Raw genomic sequence first — 16,655 nt, forward strand, 5'->3', positions numbered from 1 at the left:
AAGAAGACACGGATTGATCAAACGAACTATGATTTTTCATGGACTCGCCCTCGCTGTCGTTGGCTGTTTAGACTGCCACCGTGGCGCATTGACGCCTCGGCTTGGGCGAGTCCATCCAATTACAAGGTTATCCGTGGGGCCGGAATTGGCTGGGCGCCACACCACTCCAGCGCACAAACGCATGCCGAAAACTCGCGGTCTCGCTGAAGCCCAACGCTTCGGCAATCTGATAGATCGGCAGTTGATCTTCGCAGAGCATTTGCTTGGCCTGCTCGAAGCGCAGTTCGTCGAGCAGTTCCTGGTAGCTGCAGCCCATGTCCTTGAGATGCCGGCGCAAGGTCCGCGCCGAGCAATTCATCTGTTCGGCCAGGCCCTCCAGCCCAGGCGCGGCATTCAATTGCGCACTGAGCAATTGCCGGATTCGCCCCAGCCAGGCCTGGCGCCCGGTGAACTCAAGGTTCTGCTTGCGGCAACGCTCGGCCATGGCTTGATGGGTAATCGCGTCAGCGAGCGGCAACGGTTGATCGAGCCAGCGCCTGTCGAAGGCGAAGGCATTGTTCGGTGCGCCGAAGTGCAGCGGACAGTCGAAGTGCTGGGCGTAGCTCGCTTCGTAGTCGGGCGCGGCATGTTCGAAGCGTGCGGCAACCAGGGGCAAGGGATGGCCGAGCAGATCGTCACAGGTGACTTTCAGCGACACCAGGCAGAACTCGGCATTGAACACCGCCATGGCCGGGCTCTCGCGGTAGTCGGCGGCAGCGAACCAGACGCGCTCGCCGTCGTCCTCCAGGCTCAGCTCGAAAAGTGTTCCCAGCAGCGCCGGATAACGCATCGCCAGCCGCAAAGCGTCACCGAAGGTGGCACTGGTGAGCAGTGCGTAACCGAGGATGCCGTAGCAGGAAACGTGCATCCGCCGACCCAGCTCCAGGCCGATGTCGCGCTTGAGCGCAACGGCATTGGCGCAGACCTGCATTTCCTGGTTGGTGGTGATGCGCGTGTCGGCGCGGTTCAAATCTGCCGTACTGATGCCGCTGCCAGCCAGGAGCGCTTCGCTCGACAGGCCTTCATCCTTGAAGGCGTTGAGCACCAGGGAGACAGCGTTGAGGGTGGTGAGGTGGGAGTGGAGCATGAGGACTTCCAGCCTTGGGATGGCTGGAGCGCAGCAAGTTACATGCCGGGCGAGGGACCTGTAGGAGCGGGCCCGCGATAGCGGTTGTTCATTCAACATTTGCGTCGACTGACCTGACGCCTTCGCGAGCAAGCCCGCTCCCACAGGAGGTGTGTGGTGTCAGATGAGTTCGCCGCAGAGATCGAGTTCGATCAGGCGTCGAACCTCCGCGACATCAAGTCCTGCACCCAGCAACCCATGCAATTTGCCGAAAGCCGCTTCACGGGTCATGCCGCCACCGGACAACACGCCCTCACGGCGCAAGCGACTGCCAGCTTCGTAAACGTCCAGTTCAACGCCGCCTTCATGGCATTGCGTGACTGCCACCACCACAACGCCCTTGTCCCGCGCACGCCCGAGGCTGGCGAGAAACGCAGGGTTGTCGCTCGGGCCGGTGCCGCTGCCGTAACACTCCAACACCAGGCCCTGAATGCCACTGTCGAGCAGGCCATTGAGGATCCCGGCGCTGATGCCTGGAAATAGCGGCAGCACGGCGACATTCGCCAGTTGTCTAGGTTGGTTGTAATTCAGTTGCGTTGGAATCGAAGTCGCTTTCACGCCACCGCCCTGACGCTCCAGGCGCTTGAACGGATGCCGACCAAAACTGCGTACCTTCGCGCAACGAGTCGGGTCGAGCAATTCGCCGTGGAAGTACAAATGCACACCCGGCGCCAGTCCTTGTCCCAAGGCAACCAGCGCGCCGCCAAGGTTTTCCCAGGCATCGCTGTCGGTCACGCCGGCCGGCAGCATCGAACCGGTAAAACACACGCGGGCATGCAGCCCCAACAGTTGAAAACTCATGGCCGCGGCGCTGTAGGCCAGGGTGTCGGTGCCGTGCAGGATCAGCACGCTGTCGCAACCTTGCACTTCAATCGCATCAACGACGGCTTCACGCAGCTGCTGCCAGTACGCTGGGGTCATGTTGGCGCTGTCGATCAACGGCGACATCTCGCGAAAGCGCCACTGCGGCACCACCAGTTCGGGTTGGCTGTGCAGGTATTCGCGCATCCGCGCTTCGAAACCGGATGCCGGGGCCAGGCCATTGGCGCTGGCCTGCATGCCGATGGTGCCGCCGGTGTAGAGCACCATGACGTGCTGGGCGGCAGGGTAGGTCGGGGCATTCATGGGCGGTTCTCCAAAAAACTATGACGGCTTGTGTCCGAGCATGACGCCGGTTGCAAGTTGTGTCACGCCGGGCGCAGGGGATGCGCCCGGTTTTTACCGATCAGCGTTGCGCTGCGGTCACGCCTGCCGGGGCAGCTTCAGCCTTGGCGGCTGGTGCTGGCGGGTTCGCCGGCCAGGCTTTCAGGTCCAGATCAAGATCCGGGAATTTGCTCGAATCGAATACCGGTGTGGTGATGCCAGCGGCACGCTGGTCATCGTAGTCACGCAGGATGCGCATGCCGACCTTGAACAGCAGGAACAGCGCGATCAGGTTGACGAATGCGAGCATGGTCATGGTGATGTCGGCGAAGGCGAACACGGTGCCGAGGTTCTCGATGGCGCCCCAGAAAATCAGCACCAGTACCAGTGCGCGATAGCCCATCAGGGCCTTGCGGTTTTCACCGATCAGAAAGCGCAGGTTGCTCTCGCCCAGATAGTAGTTGTAGAGGATCGAGGTGAACACGAACAACGCCAGGGCCACGGAGATGAACATCCGCCCCCAGTCACCGACCACGGCGGCCAGCGAGTTCTGGGTCAGGGCAATGCCGTCGCCTTCGAAGCCAGGGGTGTAAAAGCCGGAGAGCAGGATCAGCAACGCGGTGCAGGTGCAGATCACGAAGGTGTCGAGGAACACGCTGAACGCCTGGACCACGCCTTGCGCCACCGGGTGTTCGACCGACGCTACCGCTGCCACGTTCGGCGCACTGCCCAGGCCCGCTTCGTTGGCAAACACGCCACGCTTCACGCCCATGACAATGGCGCTGCCGATCAGGCCACCGAAGGCCTGGTCCAGACCGAAGGCACTCTTGACGATGGTCATCAGCATGCCCGGCACATGGTCGAACTGCAGCACGATCACGTAGAGGGTCACGCCGATGTACACCAGGGTTTTCACCGGCACCAGCAGGTCAGCGACCTTGGCGATGCGCTTGATCCCGCCGATGAATACCAGGCCCAGCAACACGGCCAGACCGATGCCGGTGTAAGTGGTGTCGAGGCCGAACGCGTTGTTCAACGAGTGCGTCACAGCATGGGCTTGCAGGCCGTTGAAGGCGAAGCCGAACGTCACCAACAGAAGGAACGCCATCAGCATGCCCAGCCAGCGTTTTTGCAGGCCGTGCTGGATGTAATAGGACGGGCCGCCACGGAAGGTGCCGTCGGAATCGCAGCGCTTGTAAAGCTGGCCGAGGGAACATTCGAAGAAGCTGCTGGACATGCCGACCAGTGCGGTCACCCACATCCAGAACACTGCACCGGGGCCACCGAGGGTTACGGCAATACCAACGCCGGCAATGTTGCCTGCACCGACGCGGCCAGCGAGGCTGAGCATCAAGGCCTGGAACGAGCTCAGTTGCCCGGCACTGCTTTTGAGGCTGTCGCGGAACACCGCGAACATGTGGAAGAAGTGACGCAGTTGAACGAAACGCGAGCGGATCGTGAAGTAGCTACCGAGCCCGACAATGAGCACGATCAGTACTTTCCCTGAGAGGAAGTCGTTAATGACTTCGAGCATGGATTATTCCTCGCTGTTTTTTTATGTAGGCAAATGCTGGCCGGACAGACACATCGAGTTACACCCGCTGGCGCACGGCACAACAGGCGGATCGAAGTTCGTCCCGGTTTCATATCGCGGGTTTGTTATTAGTTCGGGTTTCGCATGGGTTGTGGTCTCGCTACCGACGACCGCTCACGCGAAGAGGGGCGGCACTATACCGATGACAGTACCGTCCGTCTGCACGATTGTGGTGCGTGCGGTGAAGCGAAGCCTTTGAAACACCTGACATTTTTGCTGTCAGGCTATGCGGGAACTGCTCTTGGTGGGAGCGGGCTTGCTCGCGAAAGCGGTGTATCAGACACATCATTGTTGAATGTGCCGCCGCCTTCGCGAGCAAGCCCGCTCCCACATTGGTCAGCCCCCAGACATACGGTTCTCAGGATCAAACAGTTAAAAAAAAGGGCCTGGAGAGTGATCTCCAAGCCCTCAAAAGGTGAGAGGTGTCTAGTCCCTCGACCTGGTGAGCGGTGCTACAAGTAACGCGTCGGGTTATGCCTTCAGAGGCACCAGGCGCGGAGCAATCATGTTTTCCGGGCGCAGGATGTCGGCGAGCATGGCTTCGTCGAGCAGACCTTCTTCGCGCACCAGTTCCAGCACACCGCGGCCGCTTTCAAGAGCGAGGCCGGCGATGCGGGTGGCGTTTTTGTAGCCGATGTACGGGTTCAGCGCGGTGACCAGGCCGATCGAGTGCTCGACCAGTTCACGGCAGCGTGCTTCGTTGGCAGTGATGCCGACGATGCAGTGCTCGCGCAGCATGTCCATGGCGCGTTGCAGCAGGCGGATCGAGTCGAAGATCTTGAAAGCGATCAGCGGCTCCATCACGTTCAACTGCAGTTGGCCGCCTTCGGCTGCCATGGTCAGCGCCAGGTCGTTACCGATGACCTGGAATGCAACCTGGTTAACAGCTTCCGGGATCACCGGGTTGACCTTGCCTGGCATGATCGAGCTGCCTGGCTGACGCGCCGGCAGGTTGATTTCGTTGATGCCGGTGCGTGGGCCGCTGGACAGCAGGCGCAGGTCGTTGCAGATCTTCGACAGCTTGACCGCGGTGCGCTTGAGCATGCCGGAGAACAGCACGAAGGCGCCCATGTCGGAAGTCGCTTCGATCAGGTCGGCCGCCGGTACCAGCGGTTGACCGCTGATCAGTGCCAGACGCTGTACCGCCAGCGCTTGATAACGCGGGTCGGCGTTGATGCCGGTACCGATCGCGGTGCCACCCAGGTTCACTTCAGTCAGCAGTTCCGGGGCCAGCGTCTTCAGGCGAGCCAGGTCTTCGCCCATGGTGGTGGCGAAGGCACGAAATTCCTGGCCGAGGGTCATCGGCACGGCGTCTTGAAGTTGGGTACGGCCCATTTTCAGGACGTGATCGAATTCTTTGCCCTTGGCCGCGAACGCTTGAATCAGGCTGTCGAGGCTGGCCAGCAGGGTGTCGTGACCGAGCAACAGACCCAGGCGGATCGCCGTCGGGTAGGCGTCGTTGGTCGACTGCGCCATGTTCACGTCGTCGTTCGGGTGCAGGTACTGGTACTCGCCTTTCTGGTGACCCATTGCTTCCAGAGCAACGTTGGCGATCACTTCGTTGGCGTTCATGTTGGTGGAGGTACCGGCGCCGCCTTGAATCATGTCGACCACGAACTCTTCGTGGAAGTCGCCGCGGATCAAACGCGCACAGGCTTCGCTGATGGCAGCGTGCTTGGCTTCGCTCAGGTGACCCAACTCACGGTTGGCGTCAGCGGCGGCCTGTTTAACCATGGCCAGGCCGACAACCAGTTTCGGGTAATGCGAAATCGGAACGCCCGAGAGGCGGAAGTTATTCACCGCTCGCAGGGTCTGGATACCGTAATACGCTTGAGCCGGTACTTCGAGGGCGCCAAGCAGGTCATTTTCTGTGCGGAATGATGCAGCGGAGGACATGATAGAAATCATCTCAATATGGACCCGGTCTGTGCCGGAAGGTTGTGAATGCTAGGCTTGTGCAGAATTTTGGGCCAATGCTGTTAAACACTAGGCTATGCACATTCGGCATAATGCCCGTGTGACGCCGGCCTGACGGCGAGCGTGTGACCTAAATTGGTGCGTGTCCGGGAGGACGTGATGAATCTGGAAAGCAAATGGCTCGAGGACTTCAGTGCCCTGGCCGCCACCCGCAGCTTCTCCCAGGCAGCGGAACGACGCTTTGTGACGCAACCGGCGTTCAGCCGGCGAATCCGCAGCCTGGAGGCGGCGCTGGGGCTGACCCTGGTCAATCGCTCGCGCACGCCGATCGAACTGACGGCGGCGGGACAATTGTTTCTGGTCACCGCACGCACCGTGGTCGAGCAGCTCGGCGAAGTGTTACGCCATCTGCATCACCTGGAAGGCGGCCAGGGCGAAGTGATGCAGGTCGCTGCGGCGCACTCCCTGGCGCTGGGTTTCTTTCCGCGCTGGATCGCGCAGTTGCGCAACGAAGGCTTGAATATTGCCACGCGACTGGTGGCGACCAACGTCGGCGACGCCGTGCATGCATTGCGTGAAGGCGGCTGTGATTTGATGCTGGCGTTCTATGACCCGGACGCGGCGATGCAAATGGACCCGGAAATCTTCCCCTCGCTGCACCTTGGCCACACTGAAATGCTCCCAGTGTGTGCCGCCGATGCCGACGGCAAGCCGTTGTTCGACCTGGAAGGCGAGGCCAGCGTGCCGCTGCTGGCCTACAGTGCCGGCGCGTTTCTCGGCCGTTCGGTGAACATGCTGTTGCGCCAACGGGCACTGCGCTTCACCACCATCTACGAAACCGCCATGGCCGACAGCCTGAAAAGCATGGCCCTGGAGGGGTTGGGCATCGCCTGGGTGCCGCAATTGAGCGTGCGTGCCGAACTGGCGCGTGGTGAGTTGGTGGTCTGCGGCGGCCCGCAATGGCATGTGCCGCTGGAGATTCGCCTGTATCGCTGTGCGTTGGTGCGCAAGGCGAACGTGCGGTTGTTGTGGCGCAAGCTCGAAGGGGGCGCAGCCCAAACGCCTACAGGACTGTAGGCGCCGGCTTGCTGGCTATCCAGACGCCGCCGGTCTGCCTGACACGGCACGTCGCCTGGTTCGCCAGCAAGCCGGCTCCTACGGGGATTTTGGGTGGATTTGATTGACCTTGCGGTCAATAAAACCGGCGCTTTGCGCCGTATGACAGATGGTCGCCACAGGGGCTGTTTATCTGCTTCTTTGAGGTATACTGCGCGGCCTTCGGCCGGTTACGACTGGCCATAATTCGTACAATCAAGCCACGCATCCTGCGTGGCTTGTTGTTTTTTGATGCGCCTGCGGGCGCCCAGAGAGAAGAGGCACGACGATGAGTGCACTGGTTGGCGTGATCATGGGCTCCAAGTCCGATTGGTCCACCCTTAGCCACACCGCCGATATGCTGGAAAAGCTCGGCATCCCCTACGAGGTGAAAGTGGTTTCTGCCCACCGCACCCCGGACCTGCTGTTCCAGTACGCCGAAGAGGCCGAGGCACGAGGCATCGAGGTGATCATCGCCGGTGCCGGTGGCGCGGCTCACCTGCCAGGCATGTGTGCAGCCAAGACCCACCTGCCGGTGCTGGGCGTACCGGTACAGTCGGCAATGCTTTCGGGCGTCGACTCGCTACTGTCTATTGTGCAGATGCCAGCAGGCATTCCGGTCGCCACCCTGGCCATCGGCAAGGCCGGCGCGATCAACGCAGCGCTGCTGTCGGCAAGTATCCTTGGCGCCAAGCACCCGCAGTTCCACGAGGTGCTGAAAACCTTCCGTGCCGAGCAGACAGACAGCGTCCTGGACAATCCAGACCCACGCATCGCCTGAGGTTGTTGACGATGAAGATCGGTGTAATCGGTGGCGGCCAACTGGGTCGCATGTTGGCGCTGGCGGGCACTCCGCTGGGCATGAACTTCGCTTTCCTGGACCCGGCACCGGATGCTTGCGCAGCCGCGTTGGGCGAACACCTGCGCGCCGATTACGGCGATCAGGATCACCTGCGTCAACTGGCCGATGAAGTCGATCTGGTGACCTTCGAGTTCGAAAGCGTTCCGGCGGAAACCGTCGCGTTCCTGTCGCAATTCGTTCCGGTCTACCCGAGCGCCGAAGCGCTGCGCATCGCCCGCGATCGCTGGTTCGAGAAGAGCATGTTCAAGGACCTGGGGATTCCTACCCCGGCGTTCGCGGATATCCAGTCCCAGGCTGACCTGGACGCCGCCGTGGCTTCCATCGGCCTGCCGGCAGTGCTCAAGACCCGTACCCTGGGTTACGACGGCAAGGGCCAGAAAGTCCTGCGCACCCCTGAAGATGTAGTCGGCACCTTCGCCGAGCTGGGCAGCGTGGCTTGCCTGCTGGAAGGCTTCGTGCCGTTCACCGGTGAAGTCTCGCTGATCGCCGTGCGTGCCCGCGACGGTGAAACCCGCTTCTATCCGTTGGTGCACAACACCCACGACAGCGGCATCCTCAAGCTGTCGGTGGCAAGCACCGATCACCCGTTGCAAGCCCTGGCTGAAGACTACTCCAGCCGTGTGCTCAAGCAGCTGGATTACGTCGGTGTGATGGCGTTCGAGTTCTTTGAAGTCGACGGTGGCCTGAAGGCCAACGAAATTGCCCCGCGCGTGCACAACTCCGGTCACTGGACCACTGAAGGCGCCGAGTGCAGCCAGTTCGAAAACCACCTGCGGGCGGTTGCCGGTCTGCCGTTGGGTTCGACGGCCAAGGTTGGTGAAAGCGCGATGCTCAACTTCATCGGCAAAGTGCCAGAGACCGAGAAGGTCCTGAACATCGCCGATTGCCATCTGCATCACTATGGCAAGGCGTTCAAGGTCGGCCGCAAGGTCGGTCACGCCAACCTTCGTTGTGCAGACCGCGAGACCCTGGCGGCCCAGATTCTCAAGGTTGAAGCACTGATCGCCGAATAGTTTTATCCGGCAACGGCGGAACCTTCGGGTTGCGCCGTTCTCTCATGGCAGGTTGCGAAAGTCTGACTAGGCTTTCAAATAGCTATTTCATTGAGAGGGGAATGCCATGGGAATTATCGGAACCATCTTTATTGGCTTGATCGTCGGCCTGCTGGCGCGGTTCCTGAAACCGGGCGATGACAGCATGGGCTGGATCATGACGATCCTGCTCGGTATCGGCGGTTCGCTGGCGGCCACTTACGGCGGTCAAGCCCTGGGCATCTACCAGGCTGGTCAAGGTGCTGGCTTCATCGGTGCGCTGGTAGGCGCGGTGGTGCTGCTGGTGATCTACGGCCTCGTCAAAAAGAACTGATTGAAGCGACAAAACCCTCTCTGCGCGGCGCGCGGGGAGGGCTAGAATGCTCGGCGTTTCCTGTTCTTCCCTTTACCGAGCACCTTCATGCGCCGTCTTTTGTTGACTCTTGTTTTACTGGGTACAGGCTTTGCCCATGCCGGCGAACTGCCGGAAACCGACTGGCTCGAATTGATGCCCAAGTCGGACCAGAAGGCCCTTGAGGCCATGCCTGAAATCGACCACAACTCCCCTGAGGCCAATGGCACTTTCACCGACAAAGGTGGGATGAAGCAGGCCAAAGGCTTGCCGGCGGTGATGTATTCGACCAAGACCGTTGCGTCGATGAACGACAGGAACATCCGCATTGGCGGTTACCCGGTGCCGCTGGAGTCCGACGCCAAGGGCCGCAGTACCTTGTTCTTCCTGGTGCCGTACCCGGGTGCCTGCATCCATGTGCCACCGCCGCCGCCTAACCAGCTGGTTCTGGTGCGCTATCCAAAGGGCCTGAAACTGAACGATATCTACACGCCGCTGTGGGTCACCGGCACGCTGAAAGTCGAGAAGGTCAGCAACGACCTGGCCGATGCGGCGTATGCACTGGATGCGCAGAAGGTGCGGGTGGTGAAAGAGTCAGACTTGTAGAGATGCAAATGTGGGAGCGGGCTTGCTCGCGAAGGCGGTGTAACAGCCAACGATGATGTTGAATGTTATGGCCCCTTCGCGAGCAAGCCCGCTCCCACATTGGTTTTGTGGCGTTGATTAGAGCGGCTTGCTACCGACGCTCACGCTCAGCGTATGGTTGGCACCTGGTTTCAGGTTCACCACATCACCCATCACGTTCGCCGTCTCGATGCACAGCATGCGCTGCCAACCGTCGTCCGCCATGTCGCTGAACGCGGCGGCGCGGTCGGTCCATGGGTTCCAGATAACCGCCGTACGCGAACCACTGCTGGTCAGTACGATGCGCCGTTCCCAAGCCGGATCGACGATGCTCAGTTGCGACGGGGCATCGAGGTAGATGCGGTCGGTCTCGCCGGTAAAACGCAGGTCACCGGTCTGGGTGACGGTTTTCCAGTTGTCCAGGGTTTCGATGTAGTTGAGACCGTCCACGCCTTCGACGTGCACATCGCGCACATCGCTGACGGCAAAATAACTGTGCAGCGCCTGGCTTATGCTGACGGCTTCAGCGCCCCGGTTGTGGCTGGTCAGGTGGATATGCAATTGCTCGTCGAGGCGAATGCTCAGCTTCAAATCCACCTGGTGCGGCCAGCCGGGAAAGCCGCCTTCGGGGTAGGGCAGGAGGAATTCGACCTTCAGGCTTTCGCCCTCGGCTTCGATGCCGCCCAGTTCCCAATCCATCGCTCGCACAAAACCGTGGGCCGACGGCGCTTCATTGCTGACGCGCATCGCCTGAACGCTTTGCGGATTGCGCTCAAACACGCCGAACCACGGCCAGCACACCGGCACGCCGGCACGGATGCTCTTGCCGGTCTTGAATACAGCCTCGTCGTTGAGCCAGATCAGCGGCGGCTGACCTGCCAATTGATAGCTGAGGATGTGCGCACCTTGCTGGGCCACCAGTAATTCGGCCTGACCGTGGCGGATACGCCAGCAGTTCAGTTCATCCAGTTTTACGGCTTCAACATTGGGCGTGCTCATGGGACAGCTCTCGATCAGTAACGTGGACGACTATCGACCACAAAACGGCTACCAGGTTTAAAAGCTTTTTATCGAGCCCGGGGCGGAACCGAGCGGGTGCGGCCACTGCCGTCGATGGCAACGAACACAAAGACCGCTTCGGTTACTTTACGCCACTCGCTGGACAGTGGATCGTCGCTCCAGACCTCGACCATCATCTTGATCGAGCTGCGGCCGATTTCCAGGGCCTGGGTATAAAAGGAAAGCTGAGCGCCCACTGCCACCGGAACCAGAAACGCCATGCGGTCGATCGCAACGGTGGCAACACGCCCACCGGCGACCTTGCTGGCCATCGCGGTGCCTGCCAAATCCATCTGCGCCACCAGCCAGCCGCCGAAAATATCGCCAAAGCCGTTGGTTTCGCGAGGGAGCGCGGTGATTTGCAGGGCCAGGTCGCCTTGCGGGATCGGATCTTCTTGTTCGAGCTCTATCATTCCGGGGGTGCCTCTGACCCGTGACTCTTCGTTGGTATTGCTGGTGGTAGCCGTCTTCGGGAAAAACGATTCAGCACCGAACATACTACGTTCGTCACGTTTTCCATCAGGCGCCTAAAGGGAAACTCTGCGAAATCGCCTATGAACCTGACAGGCGCTTTCGCACAGCAACCCCTCAAAAACCGGAGCAAGGTTTGAGTATATCGGTCGGTAGACTCCGCGACGACCGTCCGGTTCTCATTTTGACCGTCAAAAACGCACCTCTATGTGCTTTTTCGAACAATTTGCTATCGTGCCGGACCTGCCCAAACCTCCGCCAGCGTTGTTGAGGTTGCAGATCCGACTATAAGAGAAGCCCTTGCCATGACCACAGCGCCCTCGAGCATCGCGCAGCCAGACCAACCCGCACGTCCGCTGACCCGCAACGACTACAAGACTCTATCGCTGTCTGCCCTGGGCGGCGCGCTGGAGTTCTACGACTTCATCATCTTCGTGTTCTTCGCCACGGTGGTGGGCAAGCTGTTCTTCCCGGCGGACATGCCCGAGTGGCTACGCCTGATGCAGACCTTCGGCATCTTCGCTGCCGGCTACCTGGCGCGGCCGCTGGGGGGCATCGTAATGGCGCACTTCGGCGACCTGCTGGGCCGCAAGAAAATGTTCACCCTGAGCATTTTCATGATGGCGGTGCCGACCCTGATCATGGGCTTGCTGCCGACTTATGCGCAGATCGGCATGTGGGCCCCCATCCTGTTGCTGTTGATGCGGGTGATCCAGGGCGCCGCCATTGGGGGTGAAGTGCCGGGGGCGTGGGTCTTTGTTTCCGAACACGTGCCGCAGCGGCATGTCGGCTACGCCTGCGGCACCCTGACCAGCGGTCTGACGGCGGGTATCTTGCTCGGCTCTCTGGTCGCCACGGCGATCAACAGCCTCTATACCCCGGTGGAAGTAGCGGATTACGCCTGGCGGATTCCGTTCCTGCTGGGTGGCGTATTCGGTCTGTTCTCGGTGTACTTGCGTCGCTGGCTGCACGAAACCCCTGTGTTCGCCGAACTGCAACAGCGCAAGGCCCTGGCCGAAGAAGTGCCGCTGCGCGCGGTACTGCGTGACCATCGTGGTGCCATCGCCATTTCGATGCTGCTGACCTGGCTTCTGTCGGCCGCCATCGTGGTGCTGATCCTGATGACCCCGACCGTGTTGCAGACGGTCTATCACTTTTCGCCAACCACGGCCCTGCAGGCGAACAGCGTGGCGATTGTATTCCTGAGTTTTGGTTGCATCATTGCCGGCGCACTGGCCGATCGCTTCGGTGCGGGACGCGTCTTCGTGATCGGCTGTACCGCGTTGCTGGCCAGTTCCTGGACCTTCTATCACAGCCTGGCTGACCATCCTGACTGGCTGTTCCCGATGTATGCCCTGACCGGTCTGCTGGTCGGCACCATCGGCGCGGTGCCCTATGTGATGGTCAAGGCTTTCCCGCCGGTGGTGCGTTTCAGCGGGCTGTCGTTCTCCTACAACGTCGCCTACGCGATTTTCGGCGGCCTGACGCCGATGATCGTCAGCCTGTTGCTCAAGGAAAGTCCGATGGGGCCTGCCTATTATGTGGCGGTGCTGTGTGGAGTCGGGATTCTGGTGGGGGCTTATCTCTGGAAGAAGGGCCGTTGATCGAGTCCTGAGTCGATCGTACTGACGCTATCGCGAGCAAGCCCGCTCCCACATTCGACCGCAATCCAGCTTGAGTGTGGGAGCGGGCTTGCTCGCGAAGGACGCGCCGCGAAACATCTTGTAGAACGCGAATACTGGCCTTTCATCCAATTGTCATATTTCAGCCATAGAGTGTTCACACGGCCTGCTGATACTTGGCCCCGAATAACACACCCTATCTGCTAGGAGTAAGGCATGAAACTGAAGCGTTTGATGGCGGCAATGACTTTTGTCGCTGCTGGCGTTGCGACTGCCAACGCGGTTGCCGCTGTTGACCCTGCTATCCCGAGCTACACCAAGACCACTGGTGTGTCGGGCAACCTGTCCAGCGTTGGTTCCGACACCCTGGCCAACCTCATGACCCTCTGGGCCGAGAATTACAAGAAAGAATACCCGAACGTAAACATCCAGATTCAGGCCGCTGGCTCCGCCACCGCGCCACCTGCGCTGACTGAAGGCACCTCCAACCTGGGCCCGATGAGCCGCAAGATGAAGGACACCGAACTGGCTGCCTTCGAGCAGAAGTACGGCTACAAGCCAACCGCTATCCCGGTTGCCGTGGACGCCCTGGCCGTATTCGTACACAAGGACAACCCGATCCAGCACCTGACCATGGAACAGGTCGACGCGATCTTCTCCTCGACTCGTCTGTGCGGCGCCAAGACCGAAGTCAAAACCTGGGGTGACCTGGGCGTGACCGGTGACCTGGCCAATAAGCCGGTGCAACTGTTCGGTCGTAACTCGGTATCCGGCACCTACGGCTACTTCAAGGAAGAAGCCCTGTGCAAAGGCGACTACAAGCCAAACGTCAACGAACAACCAGGTTCGGCTTCGGTCGTGCAGTCGATCAGCTCCTCGCTGAACGGTATCGGTTACTCGGGCATCGGCTACAAGACCGCTAGCGTGAAAACCGTTGCTCTGTCGAAGAAAGGCAGCACCGAGTTCATCGAAGACACCGAAGAAAACGCCCTGAACGGCAAGTACCCGCTGTCCCGTTTCCTCTACGTTTACGTCAACAAAGCCCCGAACAAGCCTCTGGCCCCGCTGGAAGCCGAGTTCGTGAAGCTGGTTCTGTCGAAACAGGGTCAGGAAGTTGTAGTGAAAGACGGTTACATCCCACTGCCAGCCAAGGTTGCTGCAAAAGCACTGGCTGACCTGGGTCTGGCGGAAGGCGGCGCTGAAGTCGCAAAAAAGTAACAAATTGAGTCCGGGTTAATCCCGGACTCTGTAGGAGCCGGCTTGCCGGCGATGGCATCACCGCGGTGAACCTGTCGGACCGAGTCGACAGAATCGCCAGCAAGCCGGCTCCTACGCCCCCCAAATTTTCGCTCCGCTGCCGGTTCCACCGGGCGGCGGATTTGTTGCGTCACTGCACTGTCATCTTTCTGTCATACAGGATCGCTAGGGTGTGCGAATGAATGATCTGGCCAATTCCACAATGACTACTAATCCCCCCAAGCGAATTGACTTCAATACGCCTGAGCTACAACGCAAGCGTCGCATTCGCGCGCTCAAGGATCGCTTCACCCGCTGGTACGTCCTCATCGGCGGCCTGGCGGTGCTGGCAGCCATCACACTGATCTTCTTCTTCCTCGCCTACGTGGTTGCGCCGTTGTTCCAGGGTGCCAGCCTGACTGCGAAAGATGCGATCACTCCAGCCTGGATGCAGGATTCCGGCAAGCCGCTGATGATCTCCCTGGAAGAGCAAAACCAGGTGGCGATGCGGGTTTCCGACAAGGGCCAGGCTCTGTTCTTCGATATCGACAGTGGCGCCGAACTCAAGCGCGTCGATTTGCCTGTTCCGGCCGGCACCACCGTCACTTCCATCGGCGAAGACCAGCCAGGTCATCCGCTGGTGGCCGTGGGCCTGTCCAACGGTCAGGCGCTGGTGTTCCGTCACACCTATAAAGTCAGCTACCCGGAAGGCAAGAAAACCATCACCCCGGCCGTCGAGTACCCGTACGGCGAAGCGCCAATCGCGGTGAACGAAGCCGGTGGTGCGCTGGAGCACGTCAGCCTCAACGCCAACGATTCGACCTTGATGCTGGTCGGCTCCACCGGTTCGCAACTCAATGTTCTGTCGCTGACCAGCGAAGAGAACATGATGACCGGCGAAGTCACCAACGAGCAGAAGCGCATCGACCTGCCGCAAATGACCGAGCCGGTGAAGAACATCTTCGTCGACCCGCGCCAGCAGTGGCTGTATGTGGTCAACGGGCGTGCCCAGGCGGACGTGTTCAGCCTGCGCGACAAGAGCCTCAACGGTCGCTACAAATTGCTTGAAGACGGTGAAGCGCAAGTCACCGCCAGCACCCAACTGGTGGGCGGTATCTCGCTGATCATCGGCGACTCCAAAGGTGGTCTGGCCCAGTGGTTCATGGCTCGCGACCCCGATGGCGAGCAACGCCTGAAGCAGATCCGCACCTTCCAGATGGGCACCACGCCGATCGTTGAAATCACTGCCGAAGAACGCCGCAAGGGCTTCGTGGCCCTGGACGCTTCCGGCAAGCTTGGCGTGTTCCACAGCACTGCCCACCGCACCTTGCTGGTGGAGCCGGTTGCTGAAGGCCAAGGCGTTTTCGGTCTGTCGCCTCGCGCCAACCGCGTGATCGTGGAAGCCGGCGGCAAGCTGCACCCGCTGCTGCTCGACAACCCGCACCCGGAAGTTTCGTGGAGCGCGCTGTGGAGCAAGGTCTGGTACGAGAACTACGACGAGCCTAAATACGTCTGGCAATCGACCGCCGCCAACACCGACTTCGAACCCAAGCTGAGCCTGTCGCCGCTGACCTTCGGTACCCTGAAAGCCGCGTTCTACGCCATGCTGCTGGCCGCTCCACTGGCCGTTGCCGCGGCGATCTACACCGCGTACTTCATGGCCCCGGGCATGCGCCGCAAGGTCAAGCCGGTGATCGAGTTGATGGAAGCGATGCCAACGGTGATCCTCGGCTTCTTCGCCGGTCTGTTCCTTGCGCCGTATGTGGAAGGGCATTTGCCGGGCATCTTCAGCCTGTTGATGCTGCTGCCGATCGGCATTCTGGTGGCGGGTTTCGCCTTCAGTCGCCTGCCTGAATCGATCCGCCTGCGAGTGCCGGATGGCTGGGAAAGTGCGCTGCTGATTCCGGTGATCCTGTTCGTGGGCTGGCTGTCGCTGTACATGAGTCCGTTCATGGAGAACTGGTTCTTCGGCGGCGACATGCGCATGTGGATCTCCCACGACCTGGGCATCACCTACGACCAGCGCAACGCATTGGTAGTGGGTTTGGCCATGGGCTTCGCGGTCATCCCGAACATCTACTCCATCGCCGAAGACGCCGTGTTCAGCGTGCCACGCGGCCTGACCCTGGGCTCCCTGGCCCTCGGTGCCACGCCGTGGCAGACCATGACCCGCGTGGTGATCCTCACCGCCAGCCCGGGTATCTTCTCGGCGCTGATGATCGGCATGGGCCGTGCGGTCGGTGAAACCATGATCGTGTTGATGGCCACCGGTAACACCCCGGTCATGGAAATGAACCTGTTCGAAGGCCTGCGCACCTTGGCCGCCAACGTCGCGGTGGAAATGCCGGAGTCGGAAGTCGGCGGCAGCCACTACCGCGTGCTGTTCCTCTCGGCGCTGGTGCTGCTGCTGTTCACCTTCGTCATGAACACCCTCGCGGAACTGATTCGTCAGCGTCTGCGCAAGAAATACTCGTCGCTTTAAGA

General features: G+C 60.5%; 14 protein-coding genes. 8 read left to right on the top strand and 6 right to left on the bottom strand.

The window, feature by feature from the left end; translation table 11 throughout:
- Nucleotides 1-127: 127 nt before the first annotated feature.
- From KGA88_RS09375 to KGA88_RS09390, 4 genes are all read right to left on the bottom strand, one after another.
- Nucleotides 128-1,126 carry an AraC family transcriptional regulator gene (locus tag KGA88_RS09375; protein WP_110658591.1) on the bottom strand — a complete coding sequence of 333 codons (999 nt, stop codon included), beginning with the start codon at nt 1,124-1,126 and terminating at the stop codon, nt 128-130.
- 159 nt (nt 1,127-1,285) lie between these two features.
- Complete coding sequence (locus KGA88_RS09380; protein WP_223590380.1) at nt 1,286-2,290, bottom strand: asparaginase; 1,005 nt, start codon at nt 2,288-2,290, stop codon at nt 1,286-1,288.
- A gap of 100 nt (nt 2,291-2,390) precedes the next feature.
- The gene (locus KGA88_RS09385) at nt 2,391-3,842 is read right to left on the bottom strand and encodes an alanine/glycine:cation symporter family protein (RefSeq protein WP_110658589.1); all 1,452 of its coding nucleotides are present in this window, start codon (nt 3,840-3,842) and stop codon (nt 2,391-2,393) included.
- 531 nt (nt 3,843-4,373) lie between these two features.
- A complete protein-coding gene (locus tag KGA88_RS09390) occupies nt 4,374-5,798 on the bottom strand; it encodes an aspartate ammonia-lyase (protein WP_034152112.1) in 1,425 nt (474 codons plus the stop codon).
- A gap of 180 nt (nt 5,799-5,978) precedes the next feature.
- On the opposite strand from KGA88_RS09390, the gene KGA88_RS09395 reads away from it, so the two are divergent.
- The 5 genes from KGA88_RS09395 (at nt 5,979) to KGA88_RS09415 (ending at nt 9,765) form a co-directional block, all read left to right on the top strand.
- Complete coding sequence (locus KGA88_RS09395) at nt 5,979-6,896, top strand: LysR substrate-binding domain-containing protein (protein WP_103395970.1); 918 nt, start codon at nt 5,979-5,981, stop codon at nt 6,894-6,896.
- Nucleotides 6,897-7,203: 307 nt separating this feature from the next.
- Complete coding sequence (gene purE, locus KGA88_RS09400) at nt 7,204-7,695, top strand: 5-(carboxyamino)imidazole ribonucleotide mutase (protein ID WP_008030713.1); 492 nt, start codon at nt 7,204-7,206, stop codon at nt 7,693-7,695.
- 11 nt (nt 7,696-7,706) lie between these two features.
- Nucleotides 7,707-8,789 carry a 5-(carboxyamino)imidazole ribonucleotide synthase gene (locus KGA88_RS09405; protein WP_223590382.1) on the top strand — a complete coding sequence of 361 codons (1,083 nt, stop codon included), beginning with the start codon at nt 7,707-7,709 and terminating at the stop codon, nt 8,787-8,789.
- 106 nt (nt 8,790-8,895) lie between these two features.
- Nucleotides 8,896-9,141 (top strand): GlsB/YeaQ/YmgE family stress response membrane protein, encoded by a 246-nt coding sequence (locus tag KGA88_RS09410; RefSeq protein WP_007928514.1) that lies wholly within the window; start codon nt 8,896-8,898, stop codon nt 9,139-9,141.
- Nucleotides 9,142-9,228: 87 nt separating this feature from the next.
- Nucleotides 9,229-9,765 (top strand): DUF3299 domain-containing protein, encoded by a 537-nt coding sequence (locus KGA88_RS09415; protein WP_223590385.1) that lies wholly within the window; start codon nt 9,229-9,231, stop codon nt 9,763-9,765.
- A gap of 117 nt (nt 9,766-9,882) precedes the next feature.
- Here KGA88_RS09415 and KGA88_RS09420 read toward each other — a convergent pair whose 3' ends face one another.
- Together KGA88_RS09420 and KGA88_RS09425 are read right to left on the bottom strand one after the other, a co-directional pair.
- A complete protein-coding gene (locus KGA88_RS09420; RefSeq protein ID WP_110656994.1) occupies nt 9,883-10,782 on the bottom strand; it encodes a D-hexose-6-phosphate mutarotase in 900 nt (299 codons plus the stop codon).
- Between the two features lie 68 nt (nt 10,783-10,850).
- A complete protein-coding gene (locus tag KGA88_RS09425; protein ID WP_007942704.1) occupies nt 10,851-11,255 on the bottom strand; it encodes an acyl-CoA thioesterase in 405 nt (134 codons plus the stop codon).
- 363 nt (nt 11,256-11,618) lie between these two features.
- Between KGA88_RS09425 and KGA88_RS09430 the strand changes: the two genes are divergently transcribed.
- The 3 genes from KGA88_RS09430 (at nt 11,619) to KGA88_RS09440 (ending at nt 16,653) form a co-directional block, all read left to right on the top strand.
- Entirely contained in the window at nt 11,619-12,917 is a 1,299-nt protein-coding gene (locus tag KGA88_RS09430; protein WP_223590387.1) for an MFS transporter, read from the top strand.
- A gap of 234 nt (nt 12,918-13,151) precedes the next feature.
- Nucleotides 13,152-14,153 carry a phosphate ABC transporter substrate-binding protein PstS gene (locus KGA88_RS09435; RefSeq protein ID WP_007992839.1) on the top strand — a complete coding sequence of 334 codons (1,002 nt, stop codon included), beginning with the start codon at nt 13,152-13,154 and terminating at the stop codon, nt 14,151-14,153.
- Nucleotides 14,154-14,370: 217 nt separating this feature from the next.
- Entirely contained in the window at nt 14,371-16,653 is a 2,283-nt protein-coding gene (locus tag KGA88_RS09440) for an ABC transporter permease subunit (RefSeq protein ID WP_110656988.1), read from the top strand.
- Nucleotides 16,654-16,655: the final 2 nt, after the last annotated feature.

The organism is Pseudomonas sp. A-R-19 (assembly GCF_019956575.1).
GTDB lineage: Bacteria > Pseudomonadota > Gammaproteobacteria > Pseudomonadales > Pseudomonadaceae > Aquipseudomonas.

Bases quoted from the DNA above. Each gene is read 5' to 3' on its own strand.
- KGA88_RS09375 (WP_110658591.1), bottom strand. From the start codon at position 1,126: ATGCTCCACTCCCACCTCACCACCCTCAACGCTGTCTCCCTGGTGCTC.
- KGA88_RS09380 (WP_223590380.1), bottom strand. From the start codon at position 2,290: ATGAATGCCCCGACCTACCCTGCCGCCCAGCACGTCATGGTGCTCTAC.
- KGA88_RS09385 (WP_110658589.1), bottom strand. From the start codon at position 3,842: ATGCTCGAAGTCATTAACGACTTCCTCTCAGGGAAAGTACTGATCGTG.
- KGA88_RS09390 (WP_034152112.1), bottom strand. From the start codon at position 5,798: ATGTCCTCCGCTGCATCATTCCGCACAGAAAATGACCTGCTTGGCGCC.
- KGA88_RS09395 (WP_103395970.1), top strand. From the start codon at position 5,979: ATGAATCTGGAAAGCAAATGGCTCGAGGACTTCAGTGCCCTGGCCGCC.
- purE (WP_008030713.1), top strand. From the start codon at position 7,204: ATGAGTGCACTGGTTGGCGTGATCATGGGCTCCAAGTCCGATTGGTCC.
- KGA88_RS09405 (WP_223590382.1), top strand. From the start codon at position 7,707: ATGAAGATCGGTGTAATCGGTGGCGGCCAACTGGGTCGCATGTTGGCG.
- KGA88_RS09410 (WP_007928514.1), top strand. From the start codon at position 8,896: ATGGGAATTATCGGAACCATCTTTATTGGCTTGATCGTCGGCCTGCTG.
- KGA88_RS09415 (WP_223590385.1), top strand. From the start codon at position 9,229: ATGCGCCGTCTTTTGTTGACTCTTGTTTTACTGGGTACAGGCTTTGCC.
- KGA88_RS09420 (WP_110656994.1), bottom strand. From the start codon at position 10,782: ATGAGCACGCCCAATGTTGAAGCCGTAAAACTGGATGAACTGAACTGC.
- KGA88_RS09425 (WP_007942704.1), bottom strand. From the start codon at position 11,255: ATGATAGAGCTCGAACAAGAAGATCCGATCCCGCAAGGCGACCTGGCC.
- KGA88_RS09430 (WP_223590387.1), top strand. From the start codon at position 11,619: ATGACCACAGCGCCCTCGAGCATCGCGCAGCCAGACCAACCCGCACGT.
- KGA88_RS09435 (WP_007992839.1), top strand. From the start codon at position 13,152: ATGAAACTGAAGCGTTTGATGGCGGCAATGACTTTTGTCGCTGCTGGC.
- KGA88_RS09440 (WP_110656988.1), top strand. From the start codon at position 14,371: ATGAATGATCTGGCCAATTCCACAATGACTACTAATCCCCCCAAGCGA.